We start from the raw sequence: 22,310 nt of genomic DNA, 5'->3' as shown, positions 1-22,310 counted from the left end.
GCTCGTGCTTTTCAGGGCACGGTCTAGGACCGCTCACCGGCGTGGAAGGGCAGCCCCGCGCCCTCCGCCAGTTCCAGGTCGCCCTCGGCCTCGGCGGGCAGCAGGCTGGCGGAGCCGTCCGTGACGGGCACGATCCCGAGCTCCAGAAGCTCGGCCATCGCGGCGCTGCCCGCCATGTCCCGCACCTGGAGCTGATAGCGGGCGGTCGTGCGGTACGTCCCGCCGGAGTCGTCCCCGGTGCGCTGCAGGAACCCGGAGTCGGTGAGGAAGGCGACGGCCTTGGCGACGATGCCGGTGGTGGACCCGGCGAGGCGGCGGGCGTCCTTGGTGGCACCGGTGGAGCTGCGCCGCGCCCAGATCCGCCAGCCCGCCTCGAGGCCGGGTGCGTCGCTGGCCGGGTCGGTGTTCTCGCCCTGCTCCTCGGCGCGTTCCTCCAGGCGGCCGCAGGCCTGGCGGACGAACGCGTCCACGCCGTTGACGGTGACGCGGCCGATGTACGCGTCGTCGGCGAGGTCCTCCGGGCGTGGGAACGCCATGGCGGCGACGGCGAGATGGGCGAGGCCGTGCAGGAAGCGGTCGCCGGCGTCGGAGGAGGCACGGCGGGCGTAGTCGCCCATGCGGACGGCGAAGACGGAGTCCTCAGCGGCGGTGACGGCCATCCCCGCGCGCGGGGAGACCTCCAGGACGACCAAGCCGAGGCCGGTCGCTACGGCGTCGGCGAGCCGCGCGAAGGGCGCGTCCTCGCGGTACCTGCGCAGCAGTTCGGCGTACTCGGCGTCCCGCGCGGGCTGCAGTTTCGGCTGGAGTCCGAAGGACACGAGCCGCGCGGCGTCGGCGGCGTCGGCCGGGGTGACGGCCGCGGGCGCGGGGCGGGCTTCGGGCTCGCTCCAGGGGGCGGCGTCCGGGTGCTGGTCGGTCACGGGTACTGCTCCTCGTACGTACGGAAAGGGCCGGGGGGCCGGGCCGGTGTTCTCATGCCGCCTCCGTCCGGTCCGCCGCCATTCCGGCCGCGTCGAGCAGGGCCGTGCCCACGATCAGATCGGCGCCGCCGAACTCCGGGTCGTCGAGCGCGGTGCCGTCGTCCACGGCGAACAGCAGCTTGGGTTCGCCCTGGCGGTAGGCCGTGCCGACCGGTGGGCTGGCCGCGTGGACCGCCAGCAGGGCCAGCAGATAGGGCAGTTCGGGGTCGATCCGGCGGGCGTCGGCGAGGAGCCCGGACAACCGCCGCGGAGCGTCGTGCTCCAGGTCGAGCAGCTCCATGGCGGCGGCCAGCTGCTCCTCGCTGAACCGGCTGTCGTCAGGGGTCGCGACGAGGTCCGGCTCGGGCATCTCGGCGCCCAGGTGCTCGCGCTCGACGGGTGGGGTGAGCAGCAGGTCCACCAGGTCGCCGACGCGCACCGCGGACGGGGTGCGAAGCCCGACGCCGCGCGCGAAGAACGCGTCCGTGACGCGCAGCGCCCGCTCGACGGGGAGCGGCAGGACTGGGGCGACCAGCTGGCCGTAGAGGTCGAGCCCCGCGCGGGCGGCGGGTGGGGCGAAGGCCTGGCGGTCCTGCTCGGCGCGGAACAGCGGTCCGGCTTCGAGGAGCCGGGACTGCAGTTGGGTGTGGCGGCGGATGCAGTCCTTGACGATGTCGACGAGTTCGGCGGCGCGGCGCTTGTGCTCGCCGGTTTTCGCATCGGATCCAGCCTCGGCCTCGTCACGGGCCTTGCGGATGTTGGTCAGGATGGCGTTCTCGTGGCGGTAGCGGTCGGCGACGTGGTCGAGGGCTTCGGCGATCATGTCGGGCACGGCTTCCAGCCAGTCGACCGCGCGGACGTTGCGCCGGGTGGCGTCGAGGGCGCGGCGGAGCGTCTCGCTGTACTGCACGGTGCGGTAGCGGGCCTGCTCGGCGGCGAGCTGGGCGTCGGCGAGGCGGCCGCGGCTGATCAGCACCTCGAGCTTCACCTCGGCGGCGATCTGGGCGCTGGTGACGTCGGTGTCGAGGGCGCCCACCAGGACGTTGACCGCTTCGTCGGTGGTGCGGAGGTAGACACCGCCGCCGTAGCCGGGGACCTCTTCGATGAGCTTGAAGTCGTAGTCACGGCGCACATATGCGCCGTCCGGGCCGAACGTGCCGTACACCGCGCGGAAGCCGCGGTCCACGCTGCCGACGTTGATCAGGTTCTCCAGGACCCAGCGGGCGACCCGCTCGTGCTCGGCGGCCGGGCGGCCCGGCGCCTGGGCGGCGATGCGGGGGACGAGCCTGGCCACGATCTGGTCGTGGTCCGCGCCCGTGTCGAAGTCCATGTTCAGCGTGACCAGGTCGATCGCGGAGAGGGCCACTTCCGCCATCGCGTACACCGAGTACTCGCCCGCGAGGTTGGCCTTGCGGGTGTCGAGGTCGTGCAGCGGAGCCGTGCAGGCGAGGGCGCGCAGGCGCCGGGCCAGGCCCTCGTCGGCGGCCGGGCCCGGAGCCGGGGAAGGTACGGCGTTGGCCGGGGCAGGTGCAGTCACGACGGAAAGATTAGGCGGTCCCACTGACAACGGCCGAAACGACGCAGATGAGACGGGGTCCAAGCCCTCCCGACGTCCGATTTGCCTTGTTTGCACGGGGAGTTGGCGTCACCTCGCGGTCACGCGCCGTGATCGCGCGCGAGCGGCCCTGCCTTCGCACGCGAGGCGGCACGAAGGACGCCCCCCTGGCGGCCGCCGAGCCGGACGTCACCCCTCGCCCGACTCCCCGAGCCCCGCCTCGTACGCCTCGACCATGCCGAGCCGCGAGTCGTCGAGATAGCGGGCGAGGAGTCGCTCAGCGGCCGGGCGGTCGCCGGACTGCAGGGTGTCGAGAATCTCCCGATTTCGGGACAGATAGGGCTCGTGCAGCCGACGCGGGTCGTCCACCACATGGAAGACCAGGCGCAGTTCGGCGAAGACGCTGCGCATCAGCTCGTCCATGCGCGCACTCCCGGCGAGCGCCACGAGCTCGCCGTGGAAGCGGATGTTGGCGGTGCCCACACCTTTCCAGTCCTTGTCCCGCGCCGCCCGCTGGGCCTCGGTGACGGCGGCCACCAGGCCGTCGAGGGCGTACGGCGGCCGGCCGAGACCGCGCACCACGGCGCACTCGACGAGGCGGCGGGTGCGGAAGATGTCCTCGACGTCCTCGACGGTCAACACCCGTACGAAGACGCCCCTGTTGAGCTCGTGCGTGAGCAGCCGCTCGTGCGTCAGGAGCCTGAACGCCTCCCTCAGGGTGTTGCGCGAGACCTTGAGCGCCGAGCCGATGCTCTCCTCCGAGAGCCGCTCGCCGGGCGGGAAGTACCCGTCGGCGATCCGGCCGCGCAGGATGTCCGCCACCCGCTCCGCCGTGCTCGTACGCCCCAGAAGCGCACGGTCGTCCACGAGTCCGCTCATCGCTCGTCCACCAGGCCGCTCATGGCGGAATTCAAGCGCAGATACCAGAACGAAACAACACGGGTATTGAGGGATTGTTGAACAATCCCCTACGGTGCTCGGAACGCGAGCTCCTGAAGCAGCGCCCATGCACCCTCCTCCCACTCCCAGCGAGGTGCCGGATGAGTACGACCCCTCAGCCCCACCCCACGACAGCGGCCGGAGCCCCGCCTCCGCCCGGCGGACCCGCCGACGACAGCGGCGCGTTCGCCTGGCTGCGCGCCCTCGGCCCGCGCGGAAGGCGCGCCTTCGGCGGCGCGTTCGGCGGCTATGCGCTCGACTCGTACGACTACTTCACGCTGCCCCTGAGCATGGTGGCGATCTCCGCCTACTTCGCCCTGGACACCGGTCAGACGGGCCTGTTCACGACCGTCACGCTCGTCGTCTCGGCCGTCGGCGGCGCGCTCGCCGGGGTGCTCGCCGACCGCGTTGGCCGGGTCAAGGCCCTGATGCTGACGGTGATCACGTACGCGGTGTTCACCGTGGCGTGCGGATTCGCCCCCAACTACGAGACGCTGCTGCTGTTCCGTGCCCTTCAAGGGCTGGGTTTCGGCGGCGAGTGGGCGGTCGGCGCGATCCTGGTCGCCGAGTACGCGACGGCCAAGCACCGCGGCCGCACCCTCGGCGCCATCCAGAGCGCCTGGGCGGTCGGCTGGGGACTCGCGGTGGTCGTCTACACGCTGGTCTTCCAGTTCCTCGACGAGGGCCTGGCCTGGCGCGTGATGTTCTTCACCGGCGCCCTTCCCGCCCTGCTCGTGATCTACGTACGGCGCAACGTCAGCGACGCCCCCCAGGCCGCGGAGGCGCGCAAGCAGAGCCGCGAGAAGGGCTCCTTCGCGGCCATCTTCCAACCCGGCATGCTGCGCACCACGCTCTTCGCGGTCCTGCTCTCGACCGGCGTGCAGGGCGGCTACTACACGCTGTCCACCTGGATCCCGACCTATCTGAAGACCGAGCGCGGCCTCTCCGTCGTCGGCACCGGCGGCTATCTCGCCGTGCTCATCACGGGTGCCTTCATCGGCTATCTGACCGGCGGTTACCTCACGGACCTGCTCGGCCGGAAGAAGAACATCGCGCTCTTCGCGTTCCTCTCCGCGCTGTGCATCCTGTCCTTCTCCGCCATCCCGGAAGGCGCCAACGGCACTCTTCTGGTGGTGAGTTTCCCGCTCGGCTTCTGTATGTCGGCCATTTTCAGCGGCTTCGGCTCGTTCCTCAGCGAGCTCTATCCGACGGCGGTACGCGGTACAGGGCAGGGTTTCACCTACAACGCCGGCCGCGGTATAGGCGCGATCTTCCCCACCCTGGTGGGCTTTCTCGCGAACAGCTGGGGCGTGGGCGGCGCCCTGGTCTTCGGCGCCCTCGCCTACGGCATCGCCGTCGTCGCCCTGCTCGGCCTGCCCGAGACCCGCGGCAAGGAACTGACGTGAGCCGCACCGAGGCCGAGCAGCGACCACGCGCGGTACGTGCCCGTTTCCGGGCCGGCGAGGGCGGACCCACGGCGGGCCTCGCCCCCGGCCACACCCAGGCCAACCTGATCGGGGTCCCCGCCGACTGGGCCTACGACATGCTGCTGTTCTGCCAGCGCAACCCGAAGCCCTGCCCGGTCCTTGACGTCACCGACGCCGGAGCCTGGTCCACCCAGCTCGCGCCCGGCGCCGACCTGCGCACGGACCTGCCGGGCTACCGCGTGTGGGAACACGGCGAACTCGTCGCGGAACCGGACGAGGTGACCGGGTACTGGCGCACGGACCTGGTGACGTTCCTGCTCGGCTGCAGCTTCACGTTCGAGGCGGCCCTGCTCGCCGCGGACGTGCCGGTGCGCCACATCGAGCTGGGGCGGAACGTGCCCATGTACGTCACAGACCGGCCCTGCCGGCCCGCTGGGCGGCTGCACGGCCGCCTGGTGGTCTCGATGCGGCCGGTCCCGCCCGAGCGCCTCTCGACGGCGATCAGGGAGACCGCGCTCTTCCCGTCGTTCCACGGCGGCCCGGTGCACTGCGGCGACCCCGCGGCGCTCGGTATCGCCGACCTGGACCGGCCGGACTTCGGCGACCCCGTCGACGTACGGCCGGACGAGATCCCGGTGTTCTGGGCCTGCGGCGTGACCCCGCAGGCCGCGGTCATGGCCTCCAGGCCACCGTTCGCGATCACCCACGCACCGGGCCAGATGCTGATCACGGACGCCCGGGACGAGAACTACCGCGTGCTGTGAGATCCCCCGCGGCCCCGGCAGAAACCACACCTCTTCGAGTAAGGACGTACGGACGCACATGAGTCAGGTAGTCATCGACCTCAACGCCGATCTCGGCGAGGGCTTCGGGCGCTGGCGGCTGACCGACGACGAGCAGCTGCTGTCGGTGGTGACCAGCGCCAACGTGGCCTGCGGCTTCCACGCCGGGGACGCGTCCACCATGCGCAAGGTGTGCGAACTCGCCGCGGAGCGAGGCGTCCGCATCGGCGCCCAGGTGTCGTACCGCGACCTGGCGGGCTTCGGACGGCGCGCCATGGACGTGCCGGCCGACGAGCTGAGCGCCGAAGTCGCCTACCAGATCGGCGCCTTGGAGGTGTTCGCGCGGGCGGCCGGCACGCGCGTGGCGTACGTGAAACCGCACGGCGCGCTCTACAACCGGGTCGTGCGCGACGAGGAGCAGGCCCGAGCCGTCGTCGACGGGGTCCTGCTCGCGGGCGTAGATCTGCCCCTGCTCGGTCTGCCCGGCTCACGCCTCCTCGATGTGGCGGGGAAGGCCGGACTGCCCACGGTGACCGAGGCGTTCGCCGACCGCGCCTACACGGACGAGGGAACCCTGGTCCCACGCGCGCGTGCGGGTGCCGTGATCACCGAATCGGACGAGGTCGTCACCCGCTCCCTCGACCTGGCCAGGAGCGGATCGGTCGCCTCCGTCACCGGGCGGCGGGTCGACGTGGGCGCCCGCTCCCTGTGCCTGCACGGCGACACTCCGGGAGCGGTCGCCCTCGCCCGCGAGGTCCGCGCCCGCCTGGAGGCCGACGGCGTCGACGTGCGGGCCTTCGTATGAGCCGCACACGCGCGGTGCCCGCTACGAACTCCGCCACCGGACACGGGACTTCAGGGGTGACGGTCCGGCTGGTCGGCGAGCACGCCCTCCTTGTCGAGCTCGACACCGGGGCGGCCGTCGAGGCCCTGCACGCGGTCCTCTTGCGCCGCCGCGAGACCGGCGACCTGCCTCCCGTACGGGAGATCGTGCCCGCCGCCCGCACGGTGCTCCTGGACGGCGTCGACGACCCGCGCGCGCTCGCCGCGGCCCTTCCCGCCTGGGACGTGCCCGCGCTGCCCGCGAGCGCGCCGGAGACCGTCGAGCTCCCCGTGCGCTACGACGGGCCCGACCTGGCCGAGGTGGCCGCGCTGTGGGACGTCCCGCCGGACGAGGTGGCGCGGATCCACGCGGCGACCGAATTCCGCGTCGCCTTCTGCGGGTTCGCGCCCGGCTTCGGCTACCTGACGGGCCTGCCCGAGCGGTACGCGGTGCCCCGCCGGACGACGCCCCGTACGGCGGTGCCCGCGGGGGCGGTCGCGCTCGCGGGCCCGTACACCGGGGTGTACCCGCGGTCGTCGCCGGGCGGCTGGCAGTTGATCGGCACGACGGACGCGGTTCTGTGGGACCACGCGCGCGTGCCCGCCGCTCTGCTGTCCCCCGGCACGCGCGTGCGGTTCGTCCCGGCCGGTCCGGCGGTGCGCGCATGACGGACAGCGCGTTCGCCGTGGTCCGCGCCGGCGCCCTGACCACCGTGCAGGACCTGGGCCGCGCCGGTCACGCACACCTCGGCGTGCCCCGCTCCGGCGCCCTCGACGAACCGGCCGCCCGGCTCGCCAACCGCCTTGTCGGCAACGCCGATGCGGCCGCCGTGCTCGAGACCACCCTGAGCGGCTGCGCCCTGCGCCCGCGCCGCACCGTCACGGCGGCGGTGACGGGCGCGCCCTGTCCCGTCACGGTCGACGGACGGCCGGTCGCCTGGGGAGGGCCCGTGCGGGTCCCCGCGGGTGCGCTGCTCGACGTGGGAGCGGCGGTCGCGGGTGTGCGGTCGTACGTCGCACTCGGCGGGGGCGTGGCGGTGGAGCCCGTGCTCGGCAGCCGCTCGACCGACCTGCTGTCCGGGCTCGGCCCCGCCCACCTCACCGACGGTGCGGTGCTGCCGCTCGGCGCGGAGGTCCACCCGCACGCGCGCGTGGACGCCGCCCCACAACCGGCGCCGCCCACGGAACTCGTCCTGAGAGTCACCCTCGGGCCGCGCGCCGACTGGTGCACCCCGCAGTCCCTGAAAACCCTCACCACGCGCGCGTACCGGGTGTCCGCCGCGAGCAACCGCATCGGCCTGCGCACCGAGGGCCCCGCCCTGGAGCGGGCGATCACCGGTGAACTCCCCAGTGAGGGCATGGTTCTGGGCGCCGTCCAGGTCCCGCCGGACGGCCGCCCCGTGGTGTTCCTCGCGGACCACCCGACGACCGGCGGCTACCCGGTCGTCGCCGTGGTCCGGGAGGCGGACCTGTGGGCGGCCGCGCAGGCGGTGCCGGGGACTGCGGTGCGGTTCGTGCTGTAGGGCTTGGAGCGCCGCCTCGGCGGGCGTCAGGCGCTCGCGGCCGGCGTCAGGCTCTCTCCGCGGGGGCGGCGCGGCGGAGGCCGAGCGCCGCTCCCGGGATCGCGGCCGCGTGGCCGACGACCGCCAGGAAGAAGCCGTTGCCGGTGGTCACGTCCAGGACGAGGCCGGCGAGCGCGCCGAGGGCGAATCCCGCCCAGGCGCCGACGAGCGCACCCAGCAGGTGCCGCCCACTCGGCCACCGGCCCCAGGTCAGGGCGACGGCGACGGCGACGACCAGGGCCATCAAGGTCACGGAGAGCGTGGGCATCAACATGCCTCCAGCGTTCCGCCCAGGTCACCGCCCGCACATCAGGGACCGACCCCGAGCGGTCCCGGTCGCGCCCCTTAGGGGGCACCACCGTGCCCCTCAGGGAGCACCACCCCCCACCGCCCCCACCGTTCCCAGCCCCACCGAAGCCAGAGCCGCCGACGCGGCCGCCGCGGCGCGCAGGTCGAGGCGCGAGCCCGTGCCGCGCAAGCCGTGCCGTACCTCCTCGGCGGCGAGGGCGGCCAGTTGCGGGAGCAGGTCGGTGCAGCGGCGCAGGACCCAGCCCGCGCCGGCCGTGGCCAGCCACGTCAAGGAGGCCGTACGCGACGGCGGCGGCCGTTCCGCCTCCGCCGACGGCGCGGGCCCCACCTCCCGCCCCGAGGCCCGCAGTCGGGCGTGGAAGCGTAGGGCGAGCGCGCGGTGGCCGGCCTCGCCGGGGTGCAGCCGGTCGGCGCTCCACATCGACCGGTCCGCGACCCACGCCCCGTCGGCCGCGTGCAGATGGACCGCCCCGTACCGCTCGGACAGGGCGTGCACGACGGTGTTGACGGCGCGCTGCCGGCGGGCCAGCGGGCGGGCCAGGGTGCCGGGCAGGCCGAGCAGCGCGCCCGGGTCCGGCAGGCAGGCGGTGAGCAGCACGGAACCACGCTCCGCGAACGCCCCGTAGACCTGGTCGAGGCGGTCGGCGACGCGGTGGATGTCGAAGGTGCACCGCAGGGTGTCGTTGACGCCCACGACGACGGAGACGACGTCGGCACCGAAGGCGAGCGCCTGCGGGGTCTGCCGCTCCCACACGTCGAGGGTCTGGGCACCGCTGACGGCGAAGTTACGGAAATCCACGGGCACTTCGGGCGGCGCGAGCCCCTCCGCGAGCAGCGCCGCCCAGCCCCTCCAGCGCTGACCGGCCGCGACCGGATCCCCCACACCTTCGGTGAGTGAGTCCCCGAGCGCCGCGAACCGCAGCTCCCCTCGCGCGCTCACACCGCACTCCTCGCTCCGACCGGGACATCCGGGACGTCCGGGAACGCCTCGGCCGACGCCGACCGCTCCGGATCGCCCGGTACACCGGCCACAGAAGGAGCGTCGTGCGCCGCGAGGAACGCCGCGACCGACCGGTCCCAGCCAAAACGCTCCGCACGCGCGCGTGCAGCCCGACGGCGCTCCCGCTCGTGCCGGTCGAGCAGAGCCTGAACGGCCTCCGCGAAACCCGCACCCCCGAGCGCCGCAGCCCCCGCTCCGCCCGCAGCGAAAGCAGGCAGCCCGCCCGCACCGTCCGCGCCATCCACCCCGTCCATACCGTCCACCCCGACGATCTCCGGCAGCGCCGACACCGCGCTCACCACCACCGGCGTTCCGCACGCCAGCGCCTCAAGTGCCGCCAGACCAACGGTTTCCGCGGGCCCGGGCGCCAGGCACACGTCGGCCGACGCCTGCAGCGCGGCCAGCTCCGCGCGGTCGGCGACATGCCCGAGGAAGGTGACGGGCAGCGCACGCGCGCGTGCCCGGCGTTCGAGGCGCCCGCGCAGCGGCCCGTCCCCGGCCACCACGAGCCGTGCCCGTACGCCGCGCTCCGCCAGCGCCTCCAGGCAGTCGAGTGCGACGCCGGGCCGCTTCTCGACCGAGAGCCGCGAGCACAGCACCAGCAGAACCTCCTCCACGCGCGCGTGCCGCTCCCGTATGTCCGCGTCCCACAGCTGGGGCCGGCACCGCGCGAGGTCGACGCCGAGCGGCGCGCGGACCACGTTGCGCGCGCCGATGCGCCGGAACTCCCGCTCGGCCCACGCGGTCGTGCACACCACGCGCGTGTAGGCGTGTGCCGTACGGGAGTTGAGGGCGTCGGCGAGGTGTCGTGCCGGGGCCGTGGGCACGCCCCAGGTGCGCAGGACACCGTCGGCGGTCTCGTGGGAGACCATCACGGCGGGCACCCGCGCCCGCCGCGCCCACTCCCCGGTCCAGCGCAGCGTGGTCCGGTCGGAGACCTCCAGACGGTCCGGTGCGAGCTCCTCCAGGAGCCGCCTGAGCCGGGCCCGGTCGGCGAGGACCCGATAGCCGCCGCTGCCCGGAAGGACCGGCCCCGGCAGGGTGACGACCCGCCCCTGCGGAGTCTCCCGGTCCTCGTGCCGCTCCCCCGGCACGACGAGCACGGGCTCGTGCCCCGCGCCGAGATATCCCGCGCCCAACTCCCGCAGCGCGGTGCGCAGTCCACCGGATCCGGGCGTCACGAAGTTCGCCAGCCGCACCATGCGCAGACTCATGCCGCGCCCCCCTTCTCCTCGCTGGACGGAAATGCCGGACCCAGAACCGATTTCGACGCTCATGCCGCCCTACCTTCTTGAGTGCGTCCCGAGAGTTCGCGACTCTGGGGCTGCGCGGGTGGGGCAGGGATGGTTTTCATGCTGGCTGCCCTTGATGGCTTCGGTGGCTTATCCCCCTGCCCCGCCACTTCTTCCGGACTGCTGATTAGGCTCTGCGGACCATCGCTGTGTAGGGCGAGGACAGGCGGAAGGAGTCGCGCCGAAGGCCACACGGCGAGGGGAGCAACGCCATGTCCGCCACCGCGGGATTCGACATTGCCAAGGAGTTCCATTGGCTGACGGTCATCGACGACCGGGCCAGGCTCCTGCTGAACCATCGGGTCGGCAACGACTCGGACTCCATCACGCAGGCCGTGGGGGAGCTGCACGTCATCGAGGCCGAACACGGGCCGGTCACCGTCGGGTTGGACGTCGTCGGAGGAATCGCCGGGCTGCTGACGGCCATGCTCCTGGCCGAGGGCTTCGCCTGCGTCCACGTGCCGGGGCTGGCCGTCAACCGGGCCCGCCGCGGCTCCCGGGGCGGCGAGAACAAGTCCGATCCCCGTGACGCGAAGGTGATCGCCGAACAGGTCCTGCTCCGTGACGACCTGCGGCTCATCGAGCTGCCTGACGAGACGAGTGTCGAACTGCGGCTGCTGGTCGCCCAACGCACCCACACCGTCCGGGACATCACCGCGCAGATCAACCGGCTGCGGGATCTGCTCACCGCCATCCACCCCGGGTTGGACCGTGTGGTTCAGCCCAGGAGTAAGGCGAGTTTGCTGCTGCTGTCCCGCTACGTGACCCCGGCTGAGATCCGTCAAGCGGGAGCTGCCCGCATAGCGCGCTACCTCACCGGGCGCGGCGTGAGGCAGCCCACTGCCCAGGCCCTGGCCGAAGCCGCTGTCGCCTCGGCGTGTTCCCAGCGCACAGCCGTGGTGGGTGAACGGCGCACCGCCCGGATGGTCCGTGAGTTCGCCGATGAACTCCTGCGGCTGCGGGCCAAGTTGAAGGCCCTGGAAGACGAGATCGAGCAGCTGGTCACCGCCCACCCTGACGGCGCCCTCATCCGCAGCCTGCCGGGGATGGGGGTCGCCCTGACCGCCGAGTTCCTCGCGGCCGTCGGCAGCTTCCGCCGGTTCGCCGGCGGCGACGCACTCGCCGCCGCCTCCGGCCTGGCCCCGGTGATGTCCCAGTCCGGGAAGGTCCGCTACTCGCGCGGTGCGACCGGCGGCGACAAGGCCCTCAAACGGGTCTTCTATCAATCGGCGTTCTGCGCCATCAAGAACGACACCGCTTCCCGGACCTACTACGACCGCAAGAGAGCCGAAGGCAAACGGCACCACCAGGCCCTGATCGCCCTGGCACGACGACGTGTCAACGTCCTCTACGCGATCCTGCGCGACCGCCGGCCCTACCAACCCCGGCCGCCCCTGCATCTCGTGGCTTGACACCAGCATTAGGCAGCCACCGCCGTTCGCCGGTCGAGCACGGCGCCGTAGTGCTCGATGAGCTGGTCGCCGACCGCCGCCCAGGTGCGCCCCTCGACAGCGGCGCGCCCGGTCCTGCCGTACGCCTCCCGCAGCGCCGGGTCGGACATCAGGGCCCAGACGGCGTCGCGCACGGCGGCCGCGTCGTCCGGCGGTACGAGAAGACCGGTGCGGCCGTGCTGCACCAGGTCGAGCGGCCCGCCCGCGGCGGGAGCGACGACGGGCACGCCGCTGGCCATGGCTTCCTGGACGGTCTGGCAGAACGTTTCGTACGGACCGGTGTGCACGAAGAGGTCCAACGAGGCGAAGATCCGGGCGAGTTCGGCGCCGGTGCGGCGGCCGAGGAATGCGGCGCCGGGCAGCGCGGCCCGCAGCGAGGGCTCGCTGGGCCCGTCGCCGACGACGACCACGCGGACCCCGTCGAGGCCGCAGACCCCCGCGAGCAGGTCCACCCGCTTCTCGGGCGCGAGCCGCCCCACGTAGCCGACGAGGAGTTCACCGTTCGGGGCGAGCCTGCGGCGCAGGTCGGGGTCGGCGTGCTCGGGCCGGAAGCGCACGGTGTCCACGCCGCGCGGCCACAGGTGCACGCGCGGGACGCCGTGCCGGGTCAGCTCCTCGCGGGCCGCGGTGGACGGGGCGAGGGTGCGGTCGGCGGCGGAGTGGACCGTACGGATGCGCCGCCAGGCCGTGGCCTCGCCGGCGCCGACGTACATCCGGGCGTAGCCGGCGAGGTCGGTCTGGTAGACGGCGACGGCGGGGATGCCGAGCCGGGCGGCGGCCGCCATGCCGCGCGCGCCGAGCACGAACGGGCTGGCCAGATGGACGAGTTCGGCCCGGTACGCGCTGAGCGCGGCGGCCACGCGGCGGCTCGGCAGCGCCACCCGCACCTGCGGGTAGCCGGGCAGCGGGAGCGAGCGGATGCGGAGCACCGGGCAGGGCCCGTCCGCGCCGAAGGGCGAGCCGGGCGGTGCGCCGGGTGCGGCAGGAGCGACGACGAGCGGCTCGTGGCCGCGTCGTAGCAGGTGGTCGACGGTCTGCGTGGCGCAGTGGGACACGCCGTTGACGTCGGGCGGGAAGGATTCGGTGACGATGACGACACGCATACGGGTGTTGTCGCCGTCGGCGGCGTGGTCACGTCAACGTCGATCTTTCTGCCCGCGGAACGTCCCATGAGCGTTCCGGGCCCTTGCAGGGCCCGGCAGTCGTCGCCCGGTGGTCCGGTCCCTGAACTCCGGTTAGACGGCGGAGGCGTCGGGCCCGATCCGGCTGCGTACGGCCGTCTGGACCTCGTCCTCCTCGGCCGGATCGGCGGCGAGTCTGCGGAGCTGGTCGACGACGCGGGAGTCCCCGGTCTCGGCGGTGCGGGCGGCGACCTCGCGGGTGGACTCCTCGCAGTCCCAGAGGCACTCGACGGCGAACCCGGCGGCGAACGAGGGGTCGGTGGCGGCGAGGGCGCGGGCGGCGCGGCCGCGCAGATGGGAGGAGGCGGTCTCGCGGTAGACATGGCGAAGGACGGGCGCGGCGCAGCCGATGCCGAGCCGTCCGGCGCCGTCGACGAGGGTCCAGAGCGTGCAGGCGTCGGGCCCCTCGGAGCGCACGGCCTCGCGGAGCGCGACGAGCACGAGCGGGGCGTCCTTTGCGCCGCCTCTGCAGGCGAGCACGCGGCCCGCGGCGGCGCCGAGCTCGTCGGCCCTGCCGGCCCAGGCGCGGGCCTGCCGCAGGGCGTCGTCCCCGCGCATCCGCTCGAAGGCGTCGACGGCGGCTTCCACGACGGTCCGCGAGCCGTCGCCCACGGCGGCGGCGATCAGGTCGAGTACGCAGGGGTCCTGGGCGTCGGCGAGATAGCGCAGGGAAGTACTGCGGGCGCCGTCGCTGCCTGCCCGGGCGGCGAGCCGGATCTCGTCCCGGTCCTCGGGTCCGGCGACGGCGGTGAGGCAGCGGGCGGCGGACACGTGCAGTCCGGCGCCGCGGCCGATGGCCTCGTCGGCCCAGTCGAAGACGGCCCCTACGCTCCAGCCGGGCCGTGGGCCTGCGGAGTCGAGCTGCCGCTGCCACTGGTCGAAGGAGCCCTGTTCGCGGGCGGCACGCACCCGTTCGGCGAGGTCGGCGCGCACGCCGGCCTCGGTCCACAGGCGCCACGGCCGGGGCTCGAAGGCGTCGCGCACGGCGGCGGCGAGTTCGGCGCCGCCCTCCGGGGTGCGGGGGAAGCGGGCGAGCACCGGCTCGGCGAGGGCGCGCAGCGCGTCGTCGTCATCGCGCACGGCCAGCTCGTCCAGGGCCCAGGTCCAGTTGCCGCCGGAGGCCGCGTACCGCCGCAGGAGCAGCAGCGCGTCCCGCCTGCCGTACGAGGCGAGGTGGCCGAGGACCGCGAGGGCGAGGCCCGTGCGGCTCTCGTCGGTGTCGAGGACGTCCGCAGCGCAGAAGAGGTGCCGCTCGATGCCGTCCAGCTCGCCGTGCAGGTCGAGGTAGAGGCGGGCGTAGTAGAGGGAGCGGTTCTCGACCTGCCAGTCGTGCCGGGGGTCGCTCAAGACGCACTGGTCGAGGGCCTCGATGGCCTCGGTGCGGGGTGCGGTGAGCGCGTGCAGCGTGCCGTCGCCGCGGCCCCGCTGAAGCAGGCCGAGCAGAGTGCCACTGGGCGCTATGACCGTGTCGAACATGGAAAAAGCCTCACATCAAGCTGTCGACGCAACAGGGGATCGTGCATTACCTGCCGGCGCAACAACACGTGTGGCCGCCCGTCGTCCTGTGCTTGTCGTAGACCATTTTCCTCTGCCTCTCGTCGTGGCCCGGAACGGGCCGTCACGGCCCGCGTGCTGCAGCGTCTGCCCAGCAGTCGTGTCCGTGAACCACGACGTCATGATGGACCAGCGGCTTCGGCGGCCGCGACCAGATTTCCGGCTGCTCGCGGACCGCCCCGGGTCACTGCGCGTCGAACAGCTCCAGCAGTTCCGTCTTGCCGAACATCCGCGCCGTGTCCACGGCGGACGGGGTCCCGGCGACCGGGTCGGCGCCGCCTTCGAGGAGGGCCTTGATCACGTCGTTCTCGCCCTTGAAGACCGCCCCGGCGAGCGGGGTCTGGCCGCGGTCGTTGACCCGGCCGGCGTCGGCGCCGCGGGCGAGGAGGGCGCGCACGGCGTCGGCGTGCCCGTGGTAGGCGGCGAGCATCACGAGGGAGTCGCCGCGGTCGTTGGTGAGGTTCACCGGGACGCCGGCGTCGACGTAGGCGGCGAGCGCCTCCGTCTCGCCCTGCCGCGCCAGATCGAAGATCTTCGTGGCGAGCTCCACGACCTCCGGATCGGGGGCTTCAGTCATCGGCAGGACCGCCTTTCGCAGTGAGTGGGCCGGCGTGCGGGCCAGTGAGTGGGCCGTACGAGTGAATCGCCAGCGTACTGCCCCTGTCGGTACATGAGCGCGGGCGGCCGGACGGCCCCGAACTGGGGGCCAAATCGGCGAATTTTGCGAGATTTCACTCGCTTGCACCTTTTGTCGTATGGATACATCCTGTGAGCCTGGAACAACTCATGGTGACTGTCCCCATCAACCAGGAGAAACCGTCATGATCCTGTCCATCTCAGGCGTCGTGCTGCTCGGCATCATCGTCTTCCTGTTCTTCCGCAAGGACGGACTCAAGGCGTCCCACGCCCTGGTCTGCGCCCTGTTCGGCTTCTACCTCGCGGGCACCGCCATCGCCCCGAGCATCAAGGCCGGCGGCCAGAGCCTGGCCAGCCTGCTCGGCGGGATCAAGTTCTGACCCTCACCGACCCGCGCGACAACTCCAGGAGACCGACGTGGCCAGGCGACCACTCCCCCGCATCCTCACCAGCGGCACAGCTTCCCTCGCTCGGAGCAGAGAGCTCGCCAGGACGGCCGCCGACAGCGCCACCGACGTCCTCCACCCCCTGATCACGATCACTAGGGGACTGCGCCGCCTCGCTGCAGCCGGGCGGCGCAAATGGACCGAGACCCCCAAGGACCGCCGCGGACCGCTGCTGTTCCTCGTGGCCTCGGTGATCCTCGTGGTGGCCCTCATCCCGTACGGGCCGCTGCTCGCCCTGATCACGCTGATGGCGACCGCCGCGTGGCAGGGCCGCGACCGCACCCCCGTCCGGACCGGCCCCGACGAGGCCCAGGTCGAACGGCTGCGCTCGCTGTACGAGGCGCTCGTCCCGTACTTCTCCGTGGCCGAGGACCCGAGCCCGCTGTACGCCCACGGCGGCGAGTGGGAGAAGGCCTTCGGCTCGTACGACTTCGACGACGACAACCGGATCAACCGGCTCGTCCTGCGCTACCCGGCCTACTTCACCGACGGCGAGGCCGACGCCCGCGCCCGGATCGAGCACCTGCTGCACGCCAAGTCCGGCCGCGGGCGCGAGTACCACTTCGGCTGGGACGAGGAGGGCAACCAGCTCACCCTGACCGTCCTCGACCCGCTGCCCACCGACGTCGCCGCGCAGCGCTTCGTCACCTCGCCCGGCGAAACCGTCCTCGGCTTCACCGACGGCACCTCCGTCCAGCGCACGCTGCCCGTGACGGACGCGGCCGACGGACAGCGCGACGTGCCGCCCGTGGTGTGGCGCACCGGCATCCGCTCCACCGAGCCGCACCTGCTCGCCGTCGGCCAGCCCGGCAGCGGCACCACCTCCCTGCTCCGCTCGATCGCCGTGCAGGCGCTGCTCCACGGCGACGTGGTGATCGTGGAGGGCAGCGGCACCGGCGAGTACGCGTGCCTGGTCGGCCGGGACGGCGTGCTCGCCGTGGAGTGCGGCCTCGCCGGGGCGCTCGCCACGCTGGAGTGGGCCGCGAACGAGACCGAGCGCCGGCTGATCGCCGCCAACCGCGCCCGGCAGGCCGGCCACCCCACGCCCGAGGACAGCAAGCGCCCGCTGTGGATCCTCCTCGACCGGCCCGGCGCGCTCGGCCACCTCGCCGCGGCGGACGGGGTCGGCGACCCGCAGACGCTCCTCCAGGTGCCGCTGCGGCACGGGCGCGCGGCGGCCGTCACGGTCGTCGTGGCCGAGCAGTTCGACAGCCTGGACGCCCTCATCGACCCGGTGTGGCAGCACACCCGCGCCCGTGTCGCGCTCGGCCCGGCGACGCCCGCGCAGCTGACCGAGGTGCTCGGCGCCGAGCCGGGCACCACACCCACCCCCGACGTCCCGCCGGGCCGCGGCTACGCCCGCCTCGGCTCGGGCCCGGTGCACCGCCTCCAGGTCCCGGCCACGCCGGACCCGTACGACGACGCGACGAGCGAGGCGCATCGCAGGGCAGTACTGGAACTGCTGCCTGAGCGCTCGACGGCGAACGAGCCGGAGCCGGTGGTGGTGGCTGAGGGGTAACCCCCTCCCCTCTTCCAGGGGCTGCGCCCTCGAACCCCTCTTCACGGCCGTCTTTCGGCTGCCGCGCCGTCGTGGCTGGTCGCGCCCCGCGGCGGAGCCGCACATGTCACAGCCCCGCGCCCCTATCGGGGCACGTGATCCAGCCGCACAAGCCCGCGACCCGCACAGGCACCCTCACGCCACAAACGTCCGCGGCGCCTCCGCCCCCGTGCCCGCTCCCGAGGCCACCAGACGGGCCGCGGCCGCCAGGCGTGCCGCGGCTTCGTCGGCCACGGCTCCGCCGACGGTGAACGGCAGCCGTACGTACCCCTCGAACGCGCCGTCGACACCGAAGCGCGGCCCCGAGGGAACCCGGACGCCGACCCGTTCGCCAAGCTCGGCCAGGCGCGAGCCGGAGAGGCCGCCCGCCTTGACCCACAGCGTGAGCCCGCCGCTCGGCACCTCGAACTCCCAGTCGGGCAGCTCGCGGCGGACGGCGCCGACCAGGGCGTCCCGGTTCTCCCGGGCCTGCTCGCGCCGGATGCCCACCGCCTCCTGCCAACCGCCCGTGCTCATCAGCCAGTTGACGGCGAGCTGCTCCAGGACGGGGGTGCCGAGGTCGGCGTACGCGCGGGCCGAGACCAGGCTGCGGATGACGTCGGGGGCGGCCCGCACCCAGCCGATCCGCATGCCCGCCCAGAACGCCTTGCTGGCCGAGCCGACGGTGATGACGGTGGCGCCGCCCGGGTCGAAGGAGCAGACGGGGCGCGGGAGTTCGAGGCCCTCGTCGAGCCAGAGCTCGGACATCGTCTCGTCGGCGACGAGCACCGTGCCCGCCGAGCGGGCCGCCTCGACCAGCGAGCGCCGCTGCGTGTCGTCGGGCAGCGCGCCGGTGGGGTTGTGGAAGTCGGCGACGACGTACGCGAGCCGGGGCGCGGAGTCGCGCAGGACCTGCCGCCAGCGGTCCATGTCCCAGCCGCTCAGCCCCTCGGCCATGGCGACGGGCACGAGCCGCGCGCCCGCCTCCCGCATCAGCTGCAGGATGTTCGCGTACGACGGGGACTCGACGGCGATGCGCTCGCCGCGGCCGGCGAACAGATGGCAGATCGCGTCGATCGCGCCCATCGCGCCGGTGGTGACCATGATCTGCTCGGGCATGGTCGGGATGCCGCGCGCGGTGTACCGGTCGGCGATCATCTGGCGAAGGGCGGGCAGCCCGGCCGGGTAGTCGCCGTGGGTGTGCGCGTACGGCGGCAGTTCCTCCAGGGCGCCCTGCACCGCGCGGGTCAGCCACGGCTCGGGGGCGGGCAGGGCGGCGCAGCCCAGGTCGATCACGGAACCGAGCGCCTCGGGCGGCAGCGGTTCGAGCCCGCGCGCGGGCAGCGGATTACCGGCCGGTACGGCGGTCCAGCTGCCGGCGCCCCGGCGCGACTCCAGGAAGCCCTCGCTGCGCAGCGCCTCGTAGGCGGCGGCCACGGTGGTGCGGCTGACGTTCAGGGCGAGGGCCAGCTCGCGCTCGGCGGGCAGCCGGGCGGCGACCGGAACGCGGCCCTCCAGGACGAGCAGCCGGATGCCGTCGGCGAGCGCGCGGTAGGCGGCCGGCCTGCGGCCCGTGCCCGACGGGCGGTCCTGCTGGGAGGCGATCAGCCGGGCCAGCTGCCCGGAGCCCACCGCCGAAGTCCACTGCGCCATCGCGACCAGTCCACCTTCCCCGAATTGGCCATGGTTGGCTCTGCCTGACAGGCCACAGAGTGTCATGGGTCAGGCAACTGGCACCACACCCGTCCACTTTCAGACCTCCCAGGGAGCACACCTTGTCCACGCCCCGGAGCGCACGCGGTCGCCAACTGCCGCGCCGCATCGTGCAGTTGTACGTCGGGCTCGCGCTGTACGGCGCGAGCTCCGCGCTGCTCGTGCGCGCCGGCCTCGGGCTCGAACCCTGGAACGTCCTCCATCAGGGCCTGGCCGAGCTGACCGGGCTGACCATCGGCGTCGTCTCGATCTTCGTGGGCGCCGCCGTGCTCCTGATGTGGATCCCACTCCGGCAGCGCCCCGGCCTCGGCACGGTCTCCAATGTGTTCGTGGTCGGCCTCGCCATGGACGGCACCCTTGCCCTGGTCCCGGACGCGCACGCCCTGGCCGTACGCATCCCGCTCCTCGTCGGCGGCATCATCCTGAACGGCGCGGCCACCGGGCTCTACATCACGGCACGCTTCGGGCCAGGGCCGCGCGACGGCCTGATGACCGGCCTGAACCAGGTCACGGGCCGCTCGATCCGGCTGATGCGGACCGCGGTCGAAGTCGCCGTGGTGGCCGTCGGCTTCCTGCTCGGCGGCACGGTCGGCATCGGCACCGTCCTGTACGCCCTCGGCATCGGCCCCCTCGCCCAGCTGTTCCTGCGCGTCTTCGCCATCCCCGCGGGGGACGGCGGCAGCACAGTGGTCGCCGGCGCGCAACCCAAGGGCGCGATACTGCGACGGTGAGCACCGCCCCCCAGCGCCCCCGGCACCCCTACCTCGACGCCCCGGCCCCGATCGCCTTCGCCCACCGCGGCGGTACGGCGGACGGCCTGGAGAACACCGCGGCCGCCTTCCGCCGCGCCGTCGACTCCGGCTACCGCTATCTGGAGACCGACGTCCACGCGACGGCCGACGGCAAACTCGTCGCCTTCCACGACGCGACCCTGGACCGGGTCACCGACAGCGGCGGCCGAATAAGCACCTACAAGTGGGCGGACGTACAGCACGCGCGCGTGGCGGGCACCGAACCGGTACCCCTCTTCGAGGACCTGCTCGAGGAGTTCCCCGAGGCCCGCTGGAACGTCGACATCAAGGCGGAGCCCGCGCTCCTCCCCCTGGTCGACCTGATCCGCCGCACCGGCGCCTGGGACCGCGTCTGCGTCGGCTCGTTCTCCGAGTCCCGCGTGGCCCGCGCCCAGCGCGTCGCGGGACCGCGCCTCGCCACCTCCCTCGGCACCCGCGGCGTGGCGGCCCTGCGCCTGCGCTCGTACGGGATCCGGGCCGCGCTGCGCCGCTCGGCGGTGTGCGCGCAGGTGCCGGAGGCGCAGTCCGGCGTACGCGTGGTGGACCACCGCTTCGTACGGACCGCGCACGCGCTCGGACTCCAGGTGCACGTGTGGACCGTCAACGACCGGGAACGGATGGCGGCGCTCCTGGACCTCGGGGTCGATGGCATCATGACCGATCATCTCGGGACGCTGGTCGAGGTCCTGAAGGAGCGCGGCGCCTGGGAGTGACAGGCCGGGGGACCCGCGGCGCTCGACGGTCTACGGGGACGGCGAGGGGACTGGGGTGGGCGCGGACACCGTGCGGCCGAAGGACACCGGCGACGACGCGGAACGGCGGCGCGAGCAGCGCGGCTGGTACTTCTACGACTGGGCCTGCTCGGTCTACTCGACGAGCGTCCTGACCGTGTTCCTCGGCCCGTATCTGACCTCGGTCGCCGAGTCGGCGGCGGACGCGGACGGGTTCGTGCACCCGCTCGGCATCCCGGTCAGGGCCGGCTCGTTCTTCGCGTACTCGGTCTCCCTGTCGATCATCGTGGCCGTGCTCGTGATGCCGCTCGCGGGCGCGGCGGCGGACCGCACCGGCCGCAAGAAGCCGCTCCTCGCGGTCTCCGCCTACCTGGGGGCGGCGGCGACGGCCGGGATGTTCTTCCTCGACGGCGACCGCTATCTGCTCGGCGGCCTGCTCCTGGTCGTCGCGAACGCCTCGCTCGCCGTCTCCATGGCGCTCTACAACGCCTACCTGCCGCAGATCGCCGAGCCCGGCGAACGCGACGCGGTCTCCTCACGCGGCTGGGCCTTCGGCTACGCCTCGGGCGCCCTCGTCCTGATCCTCAACCTGGTCCTCTACAGCGCGCACGACTCCTTCGGCCTGACGGAGGGGGCGGCGGTGCGGATCTGCCTCGCCTCGGCGGGGCTCTGGTGGGGCGCGTTCACGCTCGTCCCGCTGCGCCGGCTGCGCGACCGCAGGACCGCGGATGCGGGTACGGCCGAAGGGCTCGGCGGCTGGCGCCAGTTGATGTCGACGCTGCGCGACATGCGCCGCCACCCGCTCACCCTCGGCTTCCTGCTCGCGTACCTCGTCTACAACGACGGCGTGCAGACGGTGATCTCGCAGGCCTCGATCTACGGCTCCAAGGAGCTGGGCCTGGACCAGACGACGCTGATCGTGGCCGTCCTCCTGGTCCAGCTGCTCGCCGTCGCCGGCGCCCTCGGCATGGGCCGCCTCGCCCGGGTCTACGGCGCCAAGCGGACCATCCTCGGCTCGCTCGTGGCCTGGACGGTGACGATCGGCGCCGGGTACTTCCTGCCCGCCGGGGCGCCGGTCTGGTTCTTCGTGCTGGCCGCCGGCATCGGCCTGGTCCTCGGCGGCACCCAGGCCCTCTCCCGCTCGCTCTTCTCGCACCTGGTGCCGCGCGGCAAGGAGGCCGAGTACTTCTCCGCGTACGAGATGAGCGACCGCGGGATGAGCTGGCTCGGGCCGCTGGTCTTCGGTCTGACCTACCAGCTCACGGGCAGCTACCGGGACGCGATCATCTCGCTCGTGGCCTTCTTCGCGCTCGGCTTCGTGCTGCTCGCGCGCGTGCCGGTGCGGCGCGCAGTGGCGGCCGCGGGGAACCCGGTACCGGACCGGATTTAGCCCCGGAGGCCAAAGGCCGGTAGTGTACGCCTTTGGCCTGCCAGACGGACCGTTCCTGCGCGGTAAAGAAGGAACAACGCTGGGTGACATCTCCTTGCAGATGTGACAAACCGGGCGCTGGTGGGTACAACAAGGGGCGGCTACGACGGCGACGCATGACCCTGAACGGGAATCTTTACCGCCGACCGGACGTTGACCGGATGACGACGACAGCGACACCTGTCCTGTGGGCG

At 73.2% G+C, this 22,310-nt stretch carries 21 protein-coding genes; 11 read left to right on the top strand and 10 right to left on the bottom strand.

The window, feature by feature from the left end:
* Positions 1-23: 23 nt before the first annotated feature.
* From RCO28_RS12985 to RCO28_RS12975, 3 genes are all read right to left on the bottom strand, one after another.
* On the bottom strand, positions 24-920 hold the full coding sequence (locus RCO28_RS12985; RefSeq protein WP_308941208.1) for a hypothetical protein: 897 nt from the start codon (positions 918-920) through the stop codon (positions 24-26).
* A 52-nt stretch (positions 921-972) separates the two neighbouring features.
* Positions 973-2,496, bottom strand: a complete 1,524-nt coding sequence (locus RCO28_RS12980) for a hypothetical protein (RefSeq protein ID WP_308941207.1) — start codon at positions 2,494-2,496, stop codon at positions 973-975.
* 207 nt (positions 2,497-2,703) lie between these two features.
* Entirely contained in the window at positions 2,704-3,393 is a 690-nt protein-coding gene (locus RCO28_RS12975) for a GntR family transcriptional regulator (protein WP_308941206.1), read from the bottom strand.
* Between the two features lie 161 nt (positions 3,394-3,554).
* Here RCO28_RS12975 and RCO28_RS12970 point away from each other — a divergent pair, with 161 nt between their 5' ends.
* Genes RCO28_RS12970 through RCO28_RS12950 form a run of 5 tightly spaced genes read left to right on the top strand, consistent with a single transcriptional unit; the run spans position 3,555 to position 8,007 of the window.
* Positions 3,555-4,859, top strand: a complete 1,305-nt coding sequence (locus tag RCO28_RS12970; protein WP_308941205.1) for an MFS transporter — start codon at positions 3,555-3,557, stop codon at positions 4,857-4,859.
* Complete coding sequence (locus RCO28_RS12965; protein WP_308941204.1) at positions 4,856-5,644, top strand: putative hydro-lyase; 789 nt, start codon at positions 4,856-4,858, stop codon at positions 5,642-5,644. The genes RCO28_RS12970 and RCO28_RS12965 overlap by 4 nt, the downstream gene beginning before the upstream one ends.
* A 58-nt stretch (positions 5,645-5,702) precedes the next feature.
* On the top strand, positions 5,703-6,467 hold the full coding sequence (locus RCO28_RS12960; RefSeq protein ID WP_308941203.1) for a 5-oxoprolinase subunit PxpA: 765 nt from the start codon (positions 5,703-5,705) through the stop codon (positions 6,465-6,467).
* Complete coding sequence (locus RCO28_RS12955) at positions 6,464-7,153, top strand: allophanate hydrolase subunit 1 (RefSeq protein WP_308941202.1); 690 nt, start codon at positions 6,464-6,466, stop codon at positions 7,151-7,153. The genes RCO28_RS12960 and RCO28_RS12955 overlap by 4 nt, the downstream gene beginning before the upstream one ends.
* Positions 7,150-8,007, top strand: coding sequence for a biotin-dependent carboxyltransferase family protein (locus RCO28_RS12950; RefSeq protein ID WP_308941201.1), 858 nt, complete (start codon positions 7,150-7,152; stop codon positions 8,005-8,007). The genes RCO28_RS12955 and RCO28_RS12950 overlap by 4 nt, the downstream gene beginning before the upstream one ends.
* Positions 8,008-8,053: 46 nt before the next feature.
* On the opposite strand, the gene RCO28_RS12945 is transcribed toward RCO28_RS12950, so the two are convergent.
* The 3 genes from RCO28_RS12945 to RCO28_RS12935 all read right to left on the bottom strand — a co-directional run bounded on the left by RCO28_RS12945 (position 8,054) and on the right by RCO28_RS12935 (position 10,569).
* A complete protein-coding gene (locus RCO28_RS12945; RefSeq protein ID WP_308941200.1) occupies positions 8,054-8,320 on the bottom strand; it encodes a hypothetical protein in 267 nt (88 codons plus the stop codon).
* Between the two features lie 93 nt (positions 8,321-8,413).
* Positions 8,414-9,295, bottom strand: coding sequence for an SGNH/GDSL hydrolase family protein (locus tag RCO28_RS12940; protein WP_308941199.1), 882 nt, complete (start codon positions 9,293-9,295; stop codon positions 8,414-8,416).
* A complete protein-coding gene (locus RCO28_RS12935; RefSeq protein WP_308941198.1) occupies positions 9,292-10,569 on the bottom strand; it encodes a glycosyltransferase in 1,278 nt (425 codons plus the stop codon). Before RCO28_RS12935 ends, RCO28_RS12940 begins: the two co-directional genes overlap by 4 nt.
* Positions 10,570-10,859: 290 nt before the next feature.
* On the opposite strand from RCO28_RS12935, the gene RCO28_RS12930 reads away from it, so the two are divergent.
* On the top strand, positions 10,860-12,059 hold the full coding sequence (locus RCO28_RS12930; protein WP_308941197.1) for an IS110 family transposase: 1,200 nt from the start codon (positions 10,860-10,862) through the stop codon (positions 12,057-12,059).
* Positions 12,060-12,067: 8 nt separating this feature from the next.
* Here the strand turns inward: RCO28_RS12930 and RCO28_RS12925 are convergent, their stop codons facing one another.
* The 3 genes from RCO28_RS12925 to RCO28_RS12915 form a co-directional block, all read right to left on the bottom strand.
* Entirely contained in the window at positions 12,068-13,201 is a 1,134-nt protein-coding gene (locus RCO28_RS12925) for a glycosyltransferase family 1 protein (protein WP_308941196.1), read from the bottom strand.
* Positions 13,202-13,333: 132 nt separating this feature from the next.
* On the bottom strand, positions 13,334-14,755 hold the full coding sequence (locus RCO28_RS12920; protein WP_308941195.1) for a HEAT repeat domain-containing protein: 1,422 nt from the start codon (positions 14,753-14,755) through the stop codon (positions 13,334-13,336).
* A 262-nt stretch (positions 14,756-15,017) separates the two neighbouring features.
* Positions 15,018-15,410 carry an ankyrin repeat domain-containing protein gene (locus RCO28_RS12915; protein WP_308941194.1) on the bottom strand — a complete coding sequence of 131 codons (393 nt, stop codon included), beginning with the start codon at positions 15,408-15,410 and terminating at the stop codon, positions 15,018-15,020.
* 244 nt (positions 15,411-15,654) lie between these two features.
* Here RCO28_RS12915 and RCO28_RS12910 point away from each other — a divergent pair, with 244 nt between their 5' ends.
* Entirely contained in the window at positions 15,655-15,849 is a 195-nt protein-coding gene (locus RCO28_RS12910) for a hypothetical protein (protein ID WP_266598445.1), read from the top strand.
* 37 nt (positions 15,850-15,886) lie between these two features.
* A complete protein-coding gene (locus RCO28_RS12905) occupies positions 15,887-17,434 on the top strand; it encodes a hypothetical protein (protein WP_308941193.1) in 1,548 nt (515 codons plus the stop codon).
* A 174-nt stretch (positions 17,435-17,608) separates the two neighbouring features.
* Here the strand turns inward: RCO28_RS12905 and RCO28_RS12900 are convergent, their stop codons facing one another.
* Positions 17,609-19,105 (bottom strand): PLP-dependent aminotransferase family protein, encoded by a 1,497-nt coding sequence (locus RCO28_RS12900; protein WP_308941192.1) that lies wholly within the window; start codon positions 19,103-19,105, stop codon positions 17,609-17,611.
* Positions 19,106-19,227: 122 nt separating this feature from the next.
* Here RCO28_RS12900 and RCO28_RS12895 point away from each other — a divergent pair, with 122 nt between their 5' ends.
* The 3 genes from RCO28_RS12895 to RCO28_RS12885 are packed head-to-tail and all read left to right on the top strand — an operon-like array spanning position 19,228 to position 22,077.
* Positions 19,228-19,896, top strand: a complete 669-nt coding sequence (locus RCO28_RS12895; protein ID WP_308941191.1) for a hypothetical protein — start codon at positions 19,228-19,230, stop codon at positions 19,894-19,896.
* Positions 19,893-20,669 carry a glycerophosphodiester phosphodiesterase gene (locus tag RCO28_RS12890; RefSeq protein WP_308941190.1) on the top strand — a complete coding sequence of 259 codons (777 nt, stop codon included), beginning with the start codon at positions 19,893-19,895 and terminating at the stop codon, positions 20,667-20,669. The genes RCO28_RS12895 and RCO28_RS12890 overlap by 4 nt, the downstream gene beginning before the upstream one ends.
* Positions 20,670-20,724: 55 nt before the next feature.
* A complete protein-coding gene (locus RCO28_RS12885) occupies positions 20,725-22,077 on the top strand; it encodes an MFS transporter (RefSeq protein WP_308941189.1) in 1,353 nt (450 codons plus the stop codon).
* The last annotated feature ends 233 nt before the right edge of the window (positions 22,078-22,310 follow it).

Source organism: Streptomyces sp. LHD-70 (assembly GCF_031157275.1).
Classification (GTDB): Bacteria; Actinomycetota; Actinomycetes; order Streptomycetales; family Streptomycetaceae; genus Streptomyces.
The sequence above is the reverse complement of the archived record's forward strand: the minus strand, read 5'-3'. Positions and strand labels throughout refer to the sequence as shown.